Annotated in this window: 15 protein-coding genes; 9 read left to right on the top strand and 6 right to left on the bottom strand. The window is 48.1% G+C overall.

Annotated elements, in window-relative coordinates; genetic code table 11:
• Positions 1-27: 27 nt before the first annotated feature.
• Together NFR43_RS06670 and NFR43_RS06665 are read left to right on the top strand one after the other, a co-directional pair.
• A complete protein-coding gene (locus tag NFR43_RS06670; protein WP_251547679.1) occupies positions 28-2,571 on the top strand; it encodes a mucin-binding protein in 2,544 nt (847 codons plus the stop codon).
• Between the two features lie 139 nt (positions 2,572-2,710).
• On the top strand, positions 2,711-3,709 hold the full coding sequence (locus NFR43_RS06665; protein ID WP_251547678.1) for an Lreu_0056 family protein: 999 nt from the start codon (positions 2,711-2,713) through the stop codon (positions 3,707-3,709).
• 150 nt (positions 3,710-3,859) lie between these two features.
• On the opposite strand, the gene NFR43_RS06660 is transcribed toward NFR43_RS06665, so the two are convergent.
• Genes NFR43_RS06660 through NFR43_RS06640 form a run of 5 tightly spaced genes read right to left on the bottom strand, consistent with a single transcriptional unit; the run spans position 3,860 to position 9,108 of the window.
• Positions 3,860-4,579, bottom strand: coding sequence for an ABC transporter ATP-binding protein (locus NFR43_RS06660; RefSeq protein WP_251547676.1), 720 nt, complete (start codon positions 4,577-4,579; stop codon positions 3,860-3,862).
• A 15-nt stretch (positions 4,580-4,594) separates the two neighbouring features.
• Positions 4,595-5,416, bottom strand: a complete 822-nt coding sequence (locus NFR43_RS06655; RefSeq protein WP_251547674.1) for an ABC transporter permease subunit — start codon at positions 5,414-5,416, stop codon at positions 4,595-4,597.
• An 11-nt stretch (positions 5,417-5,427) separates the two neighbouring features.
• On the bottom strand, positions 5,428-6,402 hold the full coding sequence (locus NFR43_RS06650; RefSeq protein WP_251547673.1) for an aliphatic sulfonate ABC transporter substrate-binding protein: 975 nt from the start codon (positions 6,400-6,402) through the stop codon (positions 5,428-5,430).
• A gap of 11 nt (positions 6,403-6,413) precedes the next feature.
• The gene (locus tag NFR43_RS06645; protein ID WP_251547671.1) at positions 6,414-7,940 is read right to left on the bottom strand and encodes an AMP-binding protein; all 1,527 of its coding nucleotides are present in this window, start codon (positions 7,938-7,940) and stop codon (positions 6,414-6,416) included.
• Positions 7,894-9,108 (bottom strand): acyltransferase, encoded by a 1,215-nt coding sequence (locus NFR43_RS06640; protein ID WP_251547669.1) that lies wholly within the window; start codon positions 9,106-9,108, stop codon positions 7,894-7,896. Before NFR43_RS06640 ends, NFR43_RS06645 begins: the two co-directional genes overlap by 47 nt.
• A gap of 280 nt (positions 9,109-9,388) precedes the next feature.
• Here NFR43_RS06640 and NFR43_RS06635 point away from each other — a divergent pair, with 280 nt between their 5' ends.
• From NFR43_RS06635 to NFR43_RS06625, 3 genes are all read left to right on the top strand, one after another.
• Positions 9,389-10,216 (top strand): SDR family NAD(P)-dependent oxidoreductase, encoded by an 828-nt coding sequence (locus NFR43_RS06635; protein ID WP_251547667.1) that lies wholly within the window; start codon positions 9,389-9,391, stop codon positions 10,214-10,216.
• A 171-nt stretch (positions 10,217-10,387) separates the two neighbouring features.
• The gene (locus NFR43_RS06630; protein ID WP_251547665.1) at positions 10,388-11,578 is read left to right on the top strand and encodes a sensor histidine kinase; all 1,191 of its coding nucleotides are present in this window, start codon (positions 10,388-10,390) and stop codon (positions 11,576-11,578) included.
• Positions 11,578-12,201: a response regulator transcription factor gene (locus NFR43_RS06625; RefSeq protein ID WP_251547664.1), complete on the top strand. Its 624-nt coding sequence runs from the start codon at positions 11,578-11,580 to the stop codon at positions 12,199-12,201. The genes NFR43_RS06630 and NFR43_RS06625 overlap by 1 nt, the downstream gene beginning before the upstream one ends.
• Positions 12,202-12,544: 343 nt before the next feature.
• Here the strand turns inward: NFR43_RS06625 and NFR43_RS06620 are convergent, their stop codons facing one another.
• A complete protein-coding gene (locus tag NFR43_RS06620; protein WP_251547663.1) occupies positions 12,545-12,889 on the bottom strand; it encodes a MarR family winged helix-turn-helix transcriptional regulator in 345 nt (114 codons plus the stop codon).
• A gap of 184 nt (positions 12,890-13,073) precedes the next feature.
• On the opposite strand from NFR43_RS06620, the gene NFR43_RS06615 reads away from it, so the two are divergent.
• The 4 genes from NFR43_RS06615 (at position 13,074) to NFR43_RS06600 (ending at position 18,076) form a co-directional block, all read left to right on the top strand.
• Positions 13,074-14,474: an MFS transporter gene (locus NFR43_RS06615; protein ID WP_407658145.1), complete on the top strand. Its 1,401-nt coding sequence runs from the start codon at positions 13,074-13,076 to the stop codon at positions 14,472-14,474.
• A 159-nt stretch (positions 14,475-14,633) separates the two neighbouring features.
• Positions 14,634-15,509: an alpha/beta hydrolase gene (locus tag NFR43_RS06610; RefSeq protein WP_251547661.1), complete on the top strand. Its 876-nt coding sequence runs from the start codon at positions 14,634-14,636 to the stop codon at positions 15,507-15,509.
• A 19-nt stretch (positions 15,510-15,528) separates the two neighbouring features.
• Positions 15,529-16,572, top strand: a complete 1,044-nt coding sequence (locus NFR43_RS06605) for a zinc-binding dehydrogenase (protein ID WP_251547660.1) — start codon at positions 15,529-15,531, stop codon at positions 16,570-16,572.
• Positions 16,573-16,702: 130 nt separating this feature from the next.
• The gene (locus tag NFR43_RS06600) at positions 16,703-18,076 is read left to right on the top strand and encodes a DHA2 family efflux MFS transporter permease subunit (RefSeq protein WP_251547659.1); all 1,374 of its coding nucleotides are present in this window, start codon (positions 16,703-16,705) and stop codon (positions 18,074-18,076) included.
• Positions 18,077-18,087 lie beyond the last annotated feature (11 nt).

The raw sequence follows: 18,087 nt of genomic DNA, 5'->3' as shown, positions 1-18,087 counted from the left end.
TTATAAGTTAATCTGGGAGGAATAATTGTGAGTAAAAACAATCAACAAGAAATAATACGGAAGATGAAGGATCAACGGCAACGGTTTAGTCTTCGTAAGTACGGAGTCGGGGTTGCCTCTGTTTTGATCGGTTTAGCATTCCTTGGTGGTTACAGCGTGACTGCTCATGCGGACACCACTGATACTACGAACACACCAGTCGTTACAAATACTCAAAATCAAAATGGTGGGGGTACGGACAGCTCTGCTAATCAAGCTGTAAGTGATCCGTCAAATTCCTCCCAAGATACTGATGAAAAAACTAATACGGTTAAGACTGCAGATAATACTGCGAATGAACAAAAATTAGCACCAGAAGGGACTTTGGCTACTAACCGTGATGTAGGTTATTCTTCAATTACTGGTACTTATCATAAGACTAGTGGTGACAGCCCTGATGATCCGGCAGCTAAGACAGTTCCAAATACAATAACTATTCATGCAGATTCAACATACAGTAGTAACAGCAATTATGCACCGTCTACGATCACTTACCGTTTATCTGCTGATGGGAAAACCTATGTGTTGGACCCAATCGACTCAACAACTAACAGTGGGTTAATGCCAAGTGGAATGAAACCACTGGAGTCATTCCCAGCTAGTGAATTTAGCTTTACTTGGTATGGAGATTCCAGCACGTGGACGAATGGCACGCCAATTAAGACCAACGTAAGCAACTTTACTAATGGCACGGCTTCGACGGTTCACCAAGGCTATGGTGAGCCAAAATTTGATATAGCATATAACTGGAGTGACCAGATTATTAAGTTATTTGGCTATAATCCGGCAGTCTATGTTAAGGGCGAAAAAGCTGGCTGGATGTTTGCTGACTTCTATGGTGCAACCACCGGTCAAACTAAGCAGTACGATCAAAACCAGGATATTAGTAAACTTCCTCAAAGTGACTTCAGTCAATTAATCAACGTTACTGATCTTGAAAATGGTTGGGGTGGTACCAACGTCAACAGTGCCAGTGACTTTACTGATGGACAAAAGAGCTTCTACATGACTTGGGCTCCTGATGGACAACCAGACACCTCAACCGCTGGTGAAAAGTCTGGAACTGTACGGATTAACTTCAGTGACGGTACCTACCTTGACGTTCCAGCTAAGATCAATGTGCTGCAAGATGTTACTAAGGATCCTAAGTATCAACAAACTGCAACCGCAACTTACCAAGTTGTTGAAAAGTTCCCTGACACTTACAAGGGTGAAGGAACACTGACGGCTGCAGAATATGCTGCTGAAATTGGTGACTCTGCACATGCTGATAAATATGCAGGTTACGTTTACAAGATTATTGCCAACCAAACCGTCACGGCTTACAAGACAGCAATGAAGAACTTGGCTACTGGTGAAATTACCTACAGTACATCATACAACGCCAAGTATCTGACTTTCAACACAACTACTGATAAGAATGTCGATGGTGGGGACCTTTGGAGTAAGAAGTATAGTCCAGACGATGTGACATTGATCACGGGTGCACCAGTTGATCAACCAGCTGGTTACACAATTAGCGCGGATCCAAATTCTTATGTTTCCAAGGAAATAGATGCTAATAAGGGGCCAATGCTTAACATCAGTTACGATGATACTAACCATACCTTTACCTACGACTTTATGGTTAATACTAATGACGCTAATGCTAAGAACGAAGTTAAGTTTGATCAGCTTCCAGGCAGCTACAACTTCTACATTAATTATGCTGCTAACCCACAAAAGGGAACGATTACTTACAAAGATGAAAATGGTAATACAATTAAAACTTCAACTTACCAGGGTGATACGGATACTACCGTAGACGTAACTGAGTACATTAACGGTGGTGTTCCGGCTGGTTGGAAGATTGTTTCAGGACAAAACCTGCCAACTAGTGCCAAGGTTACCTCAGCCGGGATTGATCCAATTACCGTCAAAGTTGAACACGCCACCATTACGGTTCAACCAACCGATCCAAAGACTACGGCCGATATTTTGCCTGACAACCCTAACAAGAACTACCCAAGTGGTGTTGGTGAAAATGATCTGAACAAGACGGTCACCCGGACGATCAATGTTAAATTACCAGATGGTTCTGTTAAGACAACGACGCAAACTGCGAAGTTGTCCCGGACGGCCACTGTCGATGAAGTCACTGGTGAAGTTACCTACGGACCATGGCAAGTTGCTTCCAGTGAATGGACGGCGCTGGATGTTCCAGAAATTGCTGGTTACCAAGTAACCAGCGATCAAGTTCCTGCTGGTGATCCATTAACCAGTGACGCAACAATCGAAATTAGTTACACCAAGCTGTCGTCAGGTGAAACCACCACGACTGGTAACCACGGCACGACTTTACCAAATGGCGAAAGCGATGCGGTATTGTCACAAGAAAACGTCTCAACTAGCGCTAACAACACGAAGAGCGCTGCTAAGCAATTACCACAAACTGGTAACGAGACGCATGACCAAGCTGGAGTTCTCGGCTTGGCCGCCGCTTCTATGGCCGGGTTGCTGGCCTTTGGCTTGAAGCGCAAGAAGGAAGACTAATTTCTTGCTTTAAAATGTTAATTGAGTATGACGCCAACTTTGGCAGTCATGCTCTTTTTGCGTTGAATGAAATTTGTTAGTGTTCGCGATTCTACGTCGTATAATCGACTTTGTTTAATAAAGGGAGGCAAATAAACGGATGAAGTTAAATAGATTATCGGTCTTGGGAGTCCTAGCGGCTGGCGCAATTTTGTTAAGCGGTTGTGGACAGAGTTCCGCGACGAATCATAGTACACAATCAAGCTCTGCAACGAGTGGCCAGAGTACCACAAAGTCTGCGACGTCAACGAATAAAAAATCGTCACAATTATGGAATTCGACGAAGGATCAGGAACTAACTGATTTTATGAACAAGTGGGCACCGACGATGGGCCAATCGTACACGAAGTATGATGGTAAAAATGACCTGACAACCAAGGCGGGGATGAAGTACCCAAGCGACTTGAGCCAAACGACCGTAAATGGTTCTAACTCTTCAATTGGGTGGGCGCCAACCGGGAAAGGTTCCTACGATTACAACGTCGTGGCCTTGTATAATTACGATCGGCCGGGCAATGCGGCTACGCACATCACCTACGCATTTGCCTTTCATAATAACCAACCAGTGGCATTAGTGGAACAAAGCACTAACGGGACACCAAACTGGACCCAAACGCAGAATGCGGATGTCGAAAGCAACTTCGAAAAGATTGCGAATGGCAGTGATTCAAGCACGACTTCTAGTTCTTCAAGCAAGAGTTCGACCAAGTCAACCAAGAGTGGGACGGTCAGTGACCAGACGATTGGGATTATGGTCGGTTTACTAAAGGACCCGGATTGGATGAAGAAATGGTTAAGTAGCGGCGAAATGTATTACGGAACCGAAGAACCGGGTAGTGACAAGGATGTTGGTGGTTATAGTTACATCACGGCCAATGGTGATCCTGAAAGCTACATCTTCTACACGAGCGATGGCACGAATGTTACGATTAAGCAATGGACGTCTGATGCCGGCGAATCGGTGGCAGAGGGTCACTACGAAACGTCGACCATTAGCTTAAAGCAGCTTAAAACTGACTACTATAACAACTCAAGTAAGAAGTCGGAAGTAAACGGCTATGTCAGTGAATTACGTCCAATCTCGGAAGCAAATCATTAAATAGATAACTCAAATATGAAACGAACCCCCGCAGTTAGACAAAATCTAGCTGCGGGGGCTTGTTGTTCCCTCCATACAGGGAGAAAATCAGTTAAAAGTTCCCTATATACGGGGAACTTTTAACTAGTTTTTGTACTATATACGAGGAACTTATCCATGATAAATAATGTCCAACACCTCATCGACCAATTCGAGGCGGCGTAACTTGCCATTTTCGTTGTCCACCCCTTGGTAGGGATTGTCGAGTTGGCGGAGGATCTGCGAATTTTTGACAACGATAATGCGGTTGGCCATCCGCACGGCCTCAGAGACGTCGTGGGTCACCAGCATGGTCGTGATTTTTTGCTCATTGGTGATTTTTAAAATCAGGTCCTGCATCCGCAGACGGGTCAGGGCGTCCAAGGCGCCCAATGGTTCGTCCAACAGGAGCAGTTCTGGATTATCCATCAGGGCCCGGGCCAAGGCGACCCGTTGGCGTTGCCCACCAGACAACTTGGTTGGGTAGTAGTTACTAAATTCCATGAGTTCCATGGTTTCTAATAGTCGTTGGGCCCGGGCACGTTGCTCCTTATCCTTAGCCCCAAAGGTCAGGTTTTCACTGACCGTCATCCACGGGAGCAGTCGGTCATCTTGGAACATACAACGGGCTTGGGGATTGATCGAGGTCACTTGACGGTCGTTTTGCCGGATTTCACCAGTGGTGGGTTGTTCGAGTCCCGCAATCATTCGCAAGAGGGTGGTTTTACCACTCCCACTCATGCCGACGATGGCGACGAACGATCCCCGGTCGACTTCCAAGTTGGCGTCGTGCAGGGCAGTTTTGGCTTGGTAAACTTTTGAAACGTTGTTCACGGTTAAGTATTTGAGCATGATGAGGACCTCCAATTAGTTGCGCCAGTCGAGGTAGATTTGTTCAAATGTCTTGGCGATGACATCTGAAAGCTTCCCTAAGAGGGCGTAGATGGTAATGCAGAGAAAAATGGTTTTCATGTTCATAAACTGTTGGGCGTTGGTTGACATATAGCCGATCCCAGAATCAGCAGAGACCGTTTCGGCCACGATCAGGGTTGTCCACATTACTCCCAGGGCATACCGGACCCCCATCAAAATGGACGGGAGGGCACTCGGTAAAATGATTTTGCGTAGTAAGGCCCAAGAGCTTAACCCGTAGGACTTGCCCATTTCGATCAAGCCGTGGTCGACGGAGGTAATCCCGTGGTAGGTATTGATGTACATCGGGAACAGACAGCCGATGGCGACCAGACTGATCTTAGCGGATTCACCAATCCCGAGCACCAGGATCATGACGGGAATCAAGGCTAAGTGGGGAATGTTTCTCAACATCTGGACGGTACTGTCGAGGGTGGCGCGGGCGGTTTTGGAAAGCCCGTTCACTAACCCAAGGACCAGTCCACTACCGCCCCCAATTACGAAACCAACGGATGCCCGAAACAGTGAGATACAGATGTTTTTCTGCAATTCCCCGCTTTGCCAAAGGCTGACTCCTTGAGCAATCACTGCGGATGGGGCCGGAACAAAGGACGAGTCGATCAACTTGGTGCTCACGGCTACTTGCCACAGAATCACCAGGCTGACGGGAATTAGCCACGGCAACAGGCGGTCGAGTTTTCTTTTGGAATGCTGGTGGGTGACGTTGTTAGTGGTGGTTGTTTCTTGGTTGATGTTGAGACTAATTTCTTGATCCATAATTAACACCTCTATTTTAGGTACTGGACGTGGTCTTTGACCTGAACTTTTTTGGTAATGATCTTGCTTTGGTAGAACAAGTTCGCGATGTCCTGTAGTTCCTTGACTGCGGTCTTGGTCATCCTGGTCATCTTATACGTCCGTCGGTTGACCATCTTTTCGACGACAGCCTTCTTCAGCTTGAGTTTCTTTTGCATCATTGCCACGAGCTTGCTCTTGTGTTTGTTGGCCCATTGCATATCGGCGTTGCTGTACTTAATCACTAACTTGGTGACGGCCTTGTTTTGCTTAGCAAATTTCGTCGGTGCCACGATAAAGCTCCGGTTGTTGACCCCTAAGGTAGTCCCGTTGACCAGCAACTTCGCGTTTTCGGTGACTTCTGCTTGGGAAGTGGCGGGATCCCAGTTAGCCCAGGCATCAACCTTGCCTTTGGCAAAGGCAACGGCGGCCGCACTTTGGTCCAGACTTTTCAGGGTAACATCGCTAGTGGAAAGCCCGGCTTTCTGGAGTGCTTTTCTGAGCATGTATTCGGAGCTGGTTCCCTTGGTATAGGCAATCGTCTTGCCTTTGAGGTCACTCATACTATTGATTCCTTGGCCCTTCTTGACCAGAATTCCTGAGCCGTTAGCCTTGCTTGCCCCGGCAGCAACGTAGGTCAGCTTCGTCCCGGAAGCAAGAGCGGTAATCCCAGGAGTGTCACCAATCCGGGCGTAATCAATACTTCCGTTGGCGAGGGCCTGCATTTCTGCGGAACCATTTTGGAATTCTTTAAATTTCACGGTGTAGCCCTTGGCCTTCATCTTTTTCGCAAAGGCGCCCCGGGTCTTAGAAATGTCGAATTCGTCACCAGCTTGGTAACCGATGGTAATGGTCTTGGTACTGGTTCCAGCACCGGTTGCTTGACGCCAGCCAAAGTAGGCGATGATGATCCACACGCCAATGAGCAGCCAGACAAAGATTTTACGATGGACATGGTTATTTTTCACTAAGCATCACCTCACTCGGCCATTTTTAAGTCGGTCAGCTGCTTCACGAGTTGGGGCCGAATGACTTTCCCGGTTGGATTTAGTGGGAATTGGTCGATAAAGTAGATTTCGGTCGGCCGCCGGTACTTAGCGAGTTTTTTCTCGGCATAGGAAAGAATGTAATTCTTGAGGTCCGCGGAACCGTCAACGCCCGCTTGCAAGATGATCGCAGCGGCAACGTTTTCCCCATAGATTTGATCAGGGGTACCGACGACGGCAACGTCCTTGATGAAGTCGAGGGATCCCAAGGTCCCTTCGACCATGGTGGGGTTAATTTTTTCACCCCCGTGGTTAATGATGTTCTTTCGCCGGCCGTTCAACCACAGGTAACCATCGTGATCAAAGTAGCCCAGGTCACCAGTGTGGAACCAACCATCGTGGAAATCGCGTTGGGCCTTGGCATCAGCGTTTAGGTATTCCGTAATCACGTGGTTCCCCTTGATGACGATTTCCCCGGTGACGTTGGCAGTGGTGGTATACGTACCTTCAGCAAATATTTGAACTTGCGTTCCGTAAGGCTTCCCGACGGATCCCACCCGGATCTGGTCTAGTGGATTCAAAGTGCATTGGCTGCAGGCTTCCGTTAACCCATAACCTTCGAGGATTGGCACTTGGAAACGTTCAATGAATTCCTGGTGCCGTTCGACTGGCAACATGGCTGAGGCACAGCGGATAAAGCGGAGGTGGTGACGGGGGTTAAACCGCTTTTGGGATTCCTGATTTTTCAAAAGGATGGTGACAATGGTTGGGACCACGGAACTCCAGGTACAGTCATAGTCGCTAATCCAGTCCCAGTAACTGCTGGCGCTAAATTTCGGGGCGATTACGATTCGACCATCGCTGAAGAGGGTGGACACGATGATCAATTCCTGGGCATTGATGTGAAACATCGGCATGACAATTAAAACGGTATCCTGTGCCGATAATTGGTGGCTTTCTGCATCATAGATCGCCGCTTGCCACATCATTTGGTGGGTTAAACCAACCTGCTTGGGCTTACCGGTGGTTCCAGAAGTATTGAGGATCCAACCCAGGCTATCCTCGGTTGGCTGGTGGTTGGGATTAGTCTGGCGGTGAGTTTGGTAACCGATCAGCAGGCCCTCAGGGAACGTCCGTAATTTCACCAGTTCAAACGAAAGCTCGGGAAACTTCTGCAAATCGGTGACTTTGTCCGCCGTTAAAATGACGGCTGGATATTGGTGTTCCTGGTAGTCCGCCGCCAGTTCCTTATTCGCACTATTGGCGGCGACGGGGTGAGCGGTAATCCCCCATCGCCACATTGCTTGGTTGATGGGGAGGTAGGCACTGGAATTACGCAGGGACATCAAGATGACGTCACCGTTACCGAGGCCCATTTGTTGAAAATACCCTTGCAGGGTGGTGATGTCGGCTTCGATATCTTGGCCGGTAAACCATTGGTTGAGGTAAATGTCACGGACAAAGGGCCGGGTACTATTCTTCTGGAGATGTGTTTGTAAGACGTTCGTTAATTTGGTCATAATGAATTTCCTTCTTTCGAATTGACTGCCGTGGTTGTGGACGACCGATGAGGACCCCAAATGGATAAACTTTGTAACAGAAGTATGAGATCAGCCAGGAACCACTGATTACAAACAGGTAGCCGAAGGGGAGGAGAACAAGTAATTCCCAACTAGCAACAAATGGTGCTAGCAAGCTGAGGATTCCCGCCAGGAATGATAATGCTGCGGTTTGGGTTAGGTAAACTCCAAAGGACAGTTTGGCGGACAACCCAACAGCACGGGAAAATGGTTGCCACTGAGGTTCATGGCGTTTAGCCGCATACTGCAGGCTCAGGGAGATGATCGACAAAATCATCAGGCTGGCGTAAATCATGATGTACGGCTGGTGGACAAGGTTCGCGTAGTGACGGTCTAAATGTAGCAATTGGGTGTTGTAGTAGTAGAGCCCGAGTGTTCCGAGGCCAAGGATCAAGGTACTCAGGTAGATTGCCCGCCGGTGCTGGCGAATCCACCGCGTTGTTGCCCGGTAGTGGATGGAGACGAAGGCCCCCGCAATGAAATAGAATTGGTAGGACAACACATTGATCCCGTAAGCCCGCATCAGGTATGGCCAGCCCGCGTGACTAACGTTTGGGAACACGTATTTCACGTAAATGAGGAAGAGAAACTGGATGATGCCACTAATCACCAACACGGTTCCGTGATGATCCTCGGTGGCCTTAAAAAGCCAGAGCAGGAGCGGAAAAATCAGGTACAGTTGCATGGTGACGAGAATGTAGTAAAGGTAGAAGTGGTCACCATGGATGATGGCGCTGCCCCATTCGCTGAGCCACCCGCTCCACGAAAAATTCTGGGTAACCAGGATCAGGGTCAGTAAAATAAAGAAGCCGTTCCAAAAGACGTAGGGAATGCCGGCTCCCTTAAAACGTTTGTACCAAAAGGTGCCAAAATTAACGCGGGGTTTATGGTAATAGCCCAAAAAGAGGACTAACCCGGTAATAAACATGAACCCCATTCGCGTGAAGTGGAGCATCAAGTGGGTGGACACTAAAAATTGGTAAGCAAACGAGTGTGGATCAACCGCCCCGGTAAAAGTGGACGTGACGTGGTTTGCCAGGACACCGAAAATGAAAATACAGCGCATCAAATCGACTTCGTATAGATATTGACGTTTGGTTGCTGCCATAACACACCTCCCATAAAAAATGATTGGCATTATTGTACGGGGCAATTGCAATTGAATTGCGATCGATTTGTGCAAAATGTGTGAAGGAACCCGCGAGATTTTACGAAACGCCAGGTAACTACGAAACAAATTTCGTTACTATGTGAACACATTATCATTTGCTACTTTGTATGGAACCCTGTTTTCCAACTAATGATAAACGGCTGTCAATTCATTATTGTTATCTTTTTCACAAAGTGATATACTAAAAGCGAATCTTATGAATAGAAAGGAAATGCATATGGGACGGTTATCAGGTAAAGTAGTACTGATTACGGGTGCTTCACGGGGGATTGGTCTCTCGGGAGTCAAGCTAATGGCACAGGCTGGGGCCAAGGTGGTCGCTACGACTGGCCACCGTGTTGAATTACTCGAAAAAGAGGTTCAACCATTCCGCGATGCCGGCGGGGAAGTGACCGTGGCCAAGCTTGATGTCGCTGACGCTGCCAATTGGCAACAGGTTGTTGACGACACGGTAGCTAAGTATGGCACGATTGATGCCCTAGTGAACAACGCGGGGAGTCACGTTACAAAGAGTTTGTTAGAAACGACGGAAGCAGACTGGGACTTCATTATGAACATTAATGCCAAAGGGGTTTGGTTAGGCATGAAGACGGTCATCCCGGTCATGATGAAGAACAATGATGGCAAGGGCAAAGGCTCAATCATCAACACTTCATCCGTTGCCGCTTTGATGGGTGGTTATTCCGACGCCGGCAGCGTTTCGTACAGCGCTTCGAAAGGTGCCGTTGACGCAATGACCCGTCATGCTGCTCAATGGTATGCGAAATACAATATCCGGGTTAACAACGTTAACCCAGGACCGATTTTTACCGGAATGGTGGAGGATTCTGGGATTCATTCCCAAGAAGCCATGGGCGAACTCCACAAGGGTCGGGTCAACCTGCCACCATACGCGGGTGAACCTGATGATATTGGTTATGCCTTCGTCTACTTGGCTTCTGACGAAAGTAAGTTTATGACGGGATCTGATTTAGTCATCGATGGTGGCTGGAGTACCAACTCCTTCGTTCCTGAACAAAACATGCATGACATTTTGAAACATTAATGACGATTGAAAACTGGCCCCCAAAAGTGCCTGAGAATAGTGGAATGCTTCCTGCTACGCCCAGGCATTTTTCGTAATTAAAGGTGATTGTACGATAAGCGAAATTACAAGCTGCTTAAAAGTAGGTTTAATAATCTTAAATAATATTTTGGGAAGCGGGATGAATGTGAAATGAGTCAGCGGGTGGCGCGGTTACCATTTCAAATTAAGGTGTTACGGTCAATTCGCTGGATCTGTCTTGGCTGGTTTGTCATGATCAATTCCATCGTGTTTAGCCCGCTGATGCGCTCCAATGATCACTTTTACGGTAAGGGACTCCCCTTTCTGCTGATCTGTGCTTTGATTTATCTCACACCGGTACTTTTGCAATGGCTGCCGGGCTGGCTGCCAATTGCCATACAAGTCGCGGCCATCTTGTGGATGGGTCACTTACTAACCATTCCTGGGGAGCTGCTTTTGATGCTTGCCTGGTTTCCAGCAATCCTAGTTCAAGAGTTGGTAATCATCAACAACCTTCGGCGACCACCGTTTGTGGCAGTGTTCTGTACAATTCCACCGTTGCTGATTACCTGGGATCATTGGCACAGCTTTTGGCTGATTATTGAATTGTTCGTCATCGTGACGGGCGTTAGCTATACGGCTTACCTCGGGGTTGTCCGGCGGTTGCGCCAGACGGAAGAATTAAAGCAGACGAATTTAAAATTGAGCCGGGCTAACCGTAAAATCGCCCGGTTAACGGCGCAAAAGGTTCATCAGGAAATTGCCCGGGATCTTCATGACACGCTGGTGCAAGATATCGTTGGCATCAATATGCAATTAGCGATGATCAAGCGGTTTGCTGACCACCAGCAGTACCCAGAAATGCTGAAAGTTGTCGATAAGACGCAGCACATGGCCAAAACAACCATTACTGAATCCCGGAAGCTAATTAACCAGTATCGGCAAACGAGTGCGGCAACCATGCAACGGTCACTCAAGCAGGGGATCCGCCGAATTATTTCTGATTATGAAACCAACTATGGTCTTCGGGTACACCTCGATTTGGCAGATGATATGCTGATCAAAGAACAAGAACTGCATGATATCGTCCAGGTAGTGAGCGAGGCCCTTATGAACATTGTCAAGCATGCAGCGACTCGTGAAGCCTGGGTCGCCGTCAGTCGGGACCACGACAGACTGACTTTGAAAATTCGTAATCAGGGGAGCAGCTTTAACCCGCAAACGATTTTGAAAAATCATTTTGGGATTAAAAATATGCGGGAACGCGCCGAAAAGTACCAGGGCAGCTTAGCAATTCATCCGTTAGTTGATGGTGTCCAAGTAGTTGCAGAATTTAACGTAGATAAGGATGGTGAATGTTAATGAAATATTCAATTATGATTGTTGATGACCACCCGATTGTTTGTGAAGGTTTAAAGACGGTGCTGGACGGCTATGCTGATTTGGAGGTCGTGGCGGTCGCCGCCAATGGTGAAGAGGCCTTGGAGCAAATTTCTGCTATGGATAAGGCCCCGGACCTGGTCATTGTCGATTTACTAATGCCAAAGATGGACGGTGGCTCCTTGATTGACCAAATCCTGGACAAGACGAATATCGTGATTTTGTCGACAGAAATTGATGTCCAAATTGCCAAAAGCGTGATTCAAAAGGGAATTCGGGGTTACCTGTTAAAGGATGAGGATCCCTTCAAAATTGCGGATAGTGTCGAACAGGTATTGAAAGATCCGGACTACATTGCGATTAGTCATGATGTCTTGGATACCGCTATGCAAAGCACCGGGCCGTCGAGCGATGTGAAGCTCACCGATCAACAGCGGTCATTGCTGCGGATGATCGCCGCTGGCCAAACGAACGCCGAAATTGCGGACCAACTCCACGTTACATCCCGGACGGTGAAAAATTACCTCTCCGCGATTTACCAACTTCTGAATGTTCACAACCGGGCGCAAGCCATTGCGGTCGCTGCCAAGAATGATCTGATCTAACCCGTTTTCTCCCGGTCACCGACCAGGAATTGTGGTATATTAATAGTTAATTACATGTGAAAACGAGGGATCATTATGAGCAAGTATGTTGTGGAATTAAGTGCGGAAGACTTACAGATGTTGAAGGATTGCCATTCCAAGAATCCTTCGATTATGAAGTCGCTTGATGAAGCGAAACAAGAAGATTAACTAAAAAGCTGGCTGCTCGGATGAGCAACCAGCTTTTTTGGTTTGACTGATTATTTTTTTAGTTGAGTTTGTCATGTGCACGCCCCATTTCTTGTAAAACTTTAATTGTGGTTTGTAGTTCCGTTGCAGAGAATTTGTCCTGTAAAGTAGCTTGTTACTGGTCGATGTGTCGCTTGACGATCGGAAAGAGCTGCTTGGCGGTGGTCGTCAATTTGACGGTCCGGTGGCGGCGGTCCTGGGGATCTGGAGTACGCTTGACCAACGCCCGCTTTTCCATGCGTTGCAAGATAATCGTAGCGGTTGATCGTTGGATCCCCAATTCATTCTCAATTGCCTTTTGGCTCACCTGTTGGTCAGAGTGGCGTCCCAAAAAGTCGATAATCGACATTTGGGTACCGGTTAAATCATATTGACTCGCAAAGCGGTTCATTTCTTTACTGAGCCGGATCTCGGTTTGCTTGACTAACATGCCCAGGTCCATGATGGTTGCTTTTGTCATTCTTGATCTTCCCTTAAAGTTCAAAGAATCATTATGTTTCAACAATTGTTAGCCGTCAAACGATTGTTGAAAAACTTTACCAAAGATCTTTACATTTTGCGCCAAGATAAGGTACAGTAATGGTATTGAATTTTAAAGCTATGGCAGAGCTAATTGCCGTAGCTTTTTATTTTGTGGAGGGATCATTTTGCAGGAACAACCAAAAGTTAGTGGTCGCAGTTACGGAGCAATTTTTGCCGTCGCCTTACTCAGCTTCATCGGGATTCTGACCGAGACGGCGATGAATGTGACCTACCCAGAGCTGTCGGCACAGTTTCACATCTCACTAGACCTGACCCAGTGGATCACGGCCGGCTACCTATTAATGGTCACGATCATCATGGGGACGACTTCGTTCCTATTGAAGCGGGTCCCTTTGAAACAGCTCCAATTGATCGCGGTAGCCGCCTTTATTATTGGTGACGTCATTTGTGCCACGTCGGTGAACTTCCCGATTTTGCTCCTGGGCCGTTTTATCCAGGCGGGGGCAACCGGCTTGGCCACCCCGATGATGTTTCAAATTATTTTTACGCAGTTGCCGCGGGAAAAACTGGGTTCGATGACTGGAGTTGCCGCGATGATCATTTCGTTTGCCCCGGCGCTGGGGCCAACATATGGTGGGCTGGTCTCAACGACCATGTCATGGCGGATGATTTTTTGGATTATCCTACCGGTTGCGGTGATCAGCTTGTTGTTGGGTCAGTGGTTGATCACTAACTCACCGTTGACCAAGACCAAGCCGTTCAGTACGGTCAGTTTCTTACTGTTGGCAGCCGCGATGATCATGTGGGTCTACTCATTGTCCGTTATTGGCAAAACCGGCTTTTCAATTCGTTTCTGGGGCTTGTTTATCCTGTCACTGATTCTGTTTGCCTGCTTTGTCAAGGTGAACGTCAGTGGGGAAACCCAACTCCTTGACTTGGGGATTTTCCGTCATCCAGCCGTGGCCTTAGATGGTTGGAATTATTTCAACCTGCAATTCATTAACATTGGAATTTCACTAGTCATTCCAATTTATGCTCAATATACATTGCACGCGTCCGCCTTTATTTCCGGAATTGTCCTGCTTCCCGGGGCCATTTGTGGGGCAATCATTTCCCCGGTCGCCGGTCATTTAGCGGACCGCTACGGGTTCCGCTTACCAGTATTGCTCGGTAATGTTTTGCTGATCTGCGGAACGCTGGGCTTTGTGATTTGCCAACGGGTATTGACGCCGTGGTTGATGTTAATCTTCTTTGTCATCTTGCGGAGTGGGTTTAACTTCTCCTTCTCTAACACAATTTCCAACGCCACGGTCAATGTGGCACCGGAAAACGCGGCCGACGTTAGTTCGATTTTCAATGTGATCCAACAATTTGCTGGAGCGACCGGGGTCGTTTTTTTGGCTTCGTTGATGGCGATTTTCCAAAACAACGGGACCGGGTCGATGGCCATGCGGACCTTCGTTGGTGGTCGGCTGGATTACTACATGGGGCTCGCCTTAGCCATTTTGACGTTCGTGATTTCGTTAATTAATTTCCACGGTCAAGCACAACAGAAGAATTAACCCTGAAGGGGCGCAACAGCAGTCAGCGATGGCCGTGGTTGACGTCCTTTTTGTTATGCGATTTTTGCATGCTAAATGATCAAAGATAAGTATTTCAAATTCCATTGTTGGGTGTTTATAATATTGGTGAAACTTGGGAATTTAAGGAAGTGAGGATTGATGAGAAAGCGGGGACTCTTCTGGACAGTGATTGTCATCATTGTTCTCGTCCTGGGCGGTTTTGGTTGGCGGTCGTTGCACCGCGCGCAAGCGGCCAAGAAATACGTTAACTCGACGACGCCCACCCTCTTTGTTCATGGATGGGGGAGTAGCTACCGGGCCGAACGTCAAATGGTCAATTATGCCAAGGACCAAGGTATAACCAGCACGGTGGTTCGTGCCGATGTGGCTAAGTCAGGCAAGGTGACCTGGCACGGCACCATCAAGAAGGACGCCAAGAACCCGATTATTGAAGTTAATTTGCTCAATAGCAAGAGCGTCACTGGTCGGGAAAGCGATGCTGCTAAGGCCTATAGTCAAAGTAGTGACTACGTTAAGGATGTCGTGGACGCCATGCAAAAGCGGTACCACTTCAAGTCGATGAACCTGGTTGGGCACTCAATGGGTAACATGCAAATTGCCTACTATATTCTCAACAATGCTAATAATCCAGCCATGCCGACTTTGAAGCACCAAGTTGCCATTGCCGGGCACTTCAATGGTTTAACCGCTGAACCCGGAACGAAGGGAATTACGGTCAACGCCAAAACGGGCGAACCAAGCAAGATGATGCCAGAATACAAGGGCCTGCTGGGCCTCCGGAATAACTATCCGCAGACGGCACGGGTTTTGAATATTTATGGTGACTTGCAAGACGGCACCCATTCTGATGGGCAGGTCCCGGTTAACGCAGCCAAGGCGTACAAATACCTCGTTGCGGGGCGGGCAAAGTCCTACCAAGAAAAGCAGATTAACGGCAAAATGGCACAACACAGTAAGCTTCACGAAAATAAGCAGGTGGACCGTCTCCTGGTTAACTTCTTGTGGGGCGAGTAAGGAAAGGAAGTTTTGAATGATGAAAAACGCAATTTTAGCAAAAGCCGGCGAAATGAAGATCGTCGATTCACCAAAGCCAACGATTCAAAAATCGGATGACGTGATTTTAAAGGTAATCCGGGCCTGTGTTTGTGGTTCGGACCTTTGGAACTACCGGGGCATTAATAATGTCGAACCTAATTCAGAAAACTCCGGTCACGAAGCGTTAGGGATCGTGGAAGAAGTCGGTGATGACATTACCACCGTCAAGCCTGGTGACTTCGTCATTGCACCATTTACCCACGGCTGTGGTCATTGTGCGGCCTGCTTAGCCGGCTACGATGGGGTTTGTCAAGACCACAGTGATAACTTCTCAGAAGGAACCCAAGCGGAATACGTGCGGTTCCAACACGGCCAATGGGCATTAGTCAAGGTGCCCGGCAAGCCAAGTGACTACAGCGAAGGGATGTTGAAGTCTCTGCTGACCCTGGCCGACGTGATGGCCACTGGTTACCACGCTGCGCGGGTAGCCAACGTCAAGCCCGGTGACACCGTTGTGGTTATGGGTGACGGGGCCGTTGGCCTGTCCGCAATTATTGCGGCCAAGCTACGTGGCGCCAGCCGGATCATTTCCACGAGCCGGCACGAAGATCGTCACCAATTGGCCGTTGAATTCGGTGCCACTGACAACGTTGCCGAACGGGGTGACGATGCAGTGAAGGCGATTATGGACTTGACGAACGGCAGTGGTGCGGATGCTGTCTTAGAATGTGTTGGAACTGAACAATCAACGGATACCGCCCTTAAGGTGGCGCGTCCGGGTGCCACCGTTGGTCGGGTTGGTTTACCGCATACGCCAGCGATGGACATGACAACACCGTTCTACACGAACACCGCCATTGCCGGTGGTCCCGCTTCCGTCACGACTTATGACAAGCAAGAATTGTTGAAGGCCGTTTTGGATGGCAAGATCAACCCTGGAAAGGTCTTTACGAAGACCTTCAGCTTGGACGACATTGATGCCGCCTACCAAGCAATGGCTGATCGAAAAGTCATCAAGTCTTACATTAAGGTTAGTGATTAGCTAGTTAATAAAAGTTGCCCCATTCTTTGAGATGTTGGAGCAACTTTTTTTATAAAAATGTTTGTTTTTTGCGCTCATTTCGCGTATCCTTAAAACTGTTTTGTTCAGTTGACAATAAAGGAGAAAAGTAGTGAGTCGCAAACAAAAATTCGTGTTGGGTGTGATGATTCTGGGGACCTTCTTCGGGATTATGTGTTCAACGATGATGAACATTGCGTTGCCCACCCTGATGCGGGTTTATGGCCTTTCGTCGGCACGGGTCCAATGGATTAGCAACGGTTACATGATGGTCAATGCCATCATGATCCCGGTCAGTGCCTACTTGATAAAAAAGTATTCTTACCGGAACCTGTTTTTAATTTTCACGGCCATTTTTGGCCTTGGCACGTTACTCGGCGCCTGTGCGCCAACCTTTCCGACTATCGTGGCCGGGCGGATGATCCAGGCCGTTGGCTCAGGAATTATGATGCCCCTTGTCAACGTGATGGCGATGAAATATGCTGCTAATGGCCATCAGGGCTCTGTGATGGGAATTGTCGGCCTCGCCTTTAATTTTTCACCCATTATTGGACCGTCGGTAGCGGGGCTAATTCTAGATTTCTTTAACTGGCGCTACCTGTTTATTTTAGTCTTACCGTTCATCGTAATTACCCTGGTGCTGTCTTGGCTCGTCATGCCCCACCTCAGCACGCCCGAAAATCCGCAATTTAATGTGACGGGGTTAGTGACCTGTTCCTTAATGCTGTGGTTCCTTTTAAACGGTTTTTCCAACTTTGGGACCGAACCGTTCGTCAGTTGCGGAGTCGCTGGCGCCCTCTTTCTCGGGTTCCTCTTCCTAATTCTCTTTGTCGGTACCCAATGGCATAGCCAACACCCCTTTGTGAACCTGCGAATTTTCCGCCACACGCAATTTACGATCGCGGTGATGGTCAACTGCCTGTTAATTTCCACGATGTATGGCAACACGATTTTGTTACCATTGCTGGTCCAAAATGTGATGCACCAAAGCGCCTTCGTTTCTGGTTTAGTAATCTTGCCAGGGGCCCTCTCGACGGGGTTATTGTCACCGATTAGTGGAAAATTATTTGACCGGTACCCAATTCGGTGGATGGTCACTTACGGCCTGATCGTCGACCTGTTTGGAACCGCCATGCAGGCCTTCATTGGGGTTCACAGCGGGGCCGTGTTTGCGGCAGTTTGGCAGTGGGTCCGGCAATTGGGGATTGTGATGCTGCTGATCCCGCTCCAGACCCAGGCCCTGGGAATTTTGCCGAACGAACAGTTGCCGGATGGGGTAGCGATGTTCAACACCACTCGGCAGATTGCGGCCAGCTTTGGGATGGCCTTCGTGGTCGCAATGGTTAACCTGACGGATAATCATTATCACATTGGGACTTCAGCGCGGGGAATCCAAGTCGGCTTCATTACCTGTTTTGCGATTCTCTGTTTAGCATTAGTGATTGCCCAGTTCTTCCACACGAACCGGCAAGAATTTCAACATTAAAAAAGAGGCGT

The organism is Limosilactobacillus caecicola, assembly GCF_943192935.1.
GTDB classification, from domain to species: domain Bacteria; phylum Bacillota; class Bacilli; order Lactobacillales; family Lactobacillaceae; genus Limosilactobacillus; species Limosilactobacillus caecicola.
Note: the sequence above shows the minus strand (reverse complement) of the source record. Positions and strands in the feature narration are given on the sequence as shown.

Excerpts from the sequence above, each read along its gene's own strand:
- NFR43_RS06640 (WP_251547669.1), bottom strand. The coding sequence starts at position 9,108 with ATGGCAGCAACCAAACGTCAATATCTATACGAAGTCGATTTGATGCGC.
- NFR43_RS06655 (WP_251547674.1), bottom strand. The coding sequence starts at position 5,416 with ATGGATCAAGAAATTAGTCTCAACATCAACCAAGAAACAACCACCACT.
- NFR43_RS06635 (WP_251547667.1), top strand. The coding sequence starts at position 9,389 with ATGGGACGGTTATCAGGTAAAGTAGTACTGATTACGGGTGCTTCACGG.
- NFR43_RS06645 (WP_251547671.1), bottom strand. The coding sequence starts at position 7,940 with ATGACCAAATTAACGAACGTCTTACAAACACATCTCCAGAAGAATAGT.
- NFR43_RS06605 (WP_251547660.1), top strand. The coding sequence starts at position 15,529 with ATGAAAAACGCAATTTTAGCAAAAGCCGGCGAAATGAAGATCGTCGAT.
- NFR43_RS06630 (WP_251547665.1), top strand. The coding sequence starts at position 10,388 with ATGAGTCAGCGGGTGGCGCGGTTACCATTTCAAATTAAGGTGTTACGG.
- NFR43_RS06665 (WP_251547678.1), top strand. The coding sequence starts at position 2,711 with ATGAAGTTAAATAGATTATCGGTCTTGGGAGTCCTAGCGGCTGGCGCA.
- NFR43_RS06625 (WP_251547664.1), top strand. The coding sequence starts at position 11,578 with ATGAAATATTCAATTATGATTGTTGATGACCACCCGATTGTTTGTGAA.
- NFR43_RS06660 (WP_251547676.1), bottom strand. The coding sequence starts at position 4,579 with ATGCTCAAATACTTAACCGTGAACAACGTTTCAAAAGTTTACCAAGCC.
- NFR43_RS06610 (WP_251547661.1), top strand. The coding sequence starts at position 14,634 with ATGAGAAAGCGGGGACTCTTCTGGACAGTGATTGTCATCATTGTTCTC.
- NFR43_RS06620 (WP_251547663.1), bottom strand. The coding sequence starts at position 12,889 with ATGACAAAAGCAACCATCATGGACCTGGGCATGTTAGTCAAGCAAACC.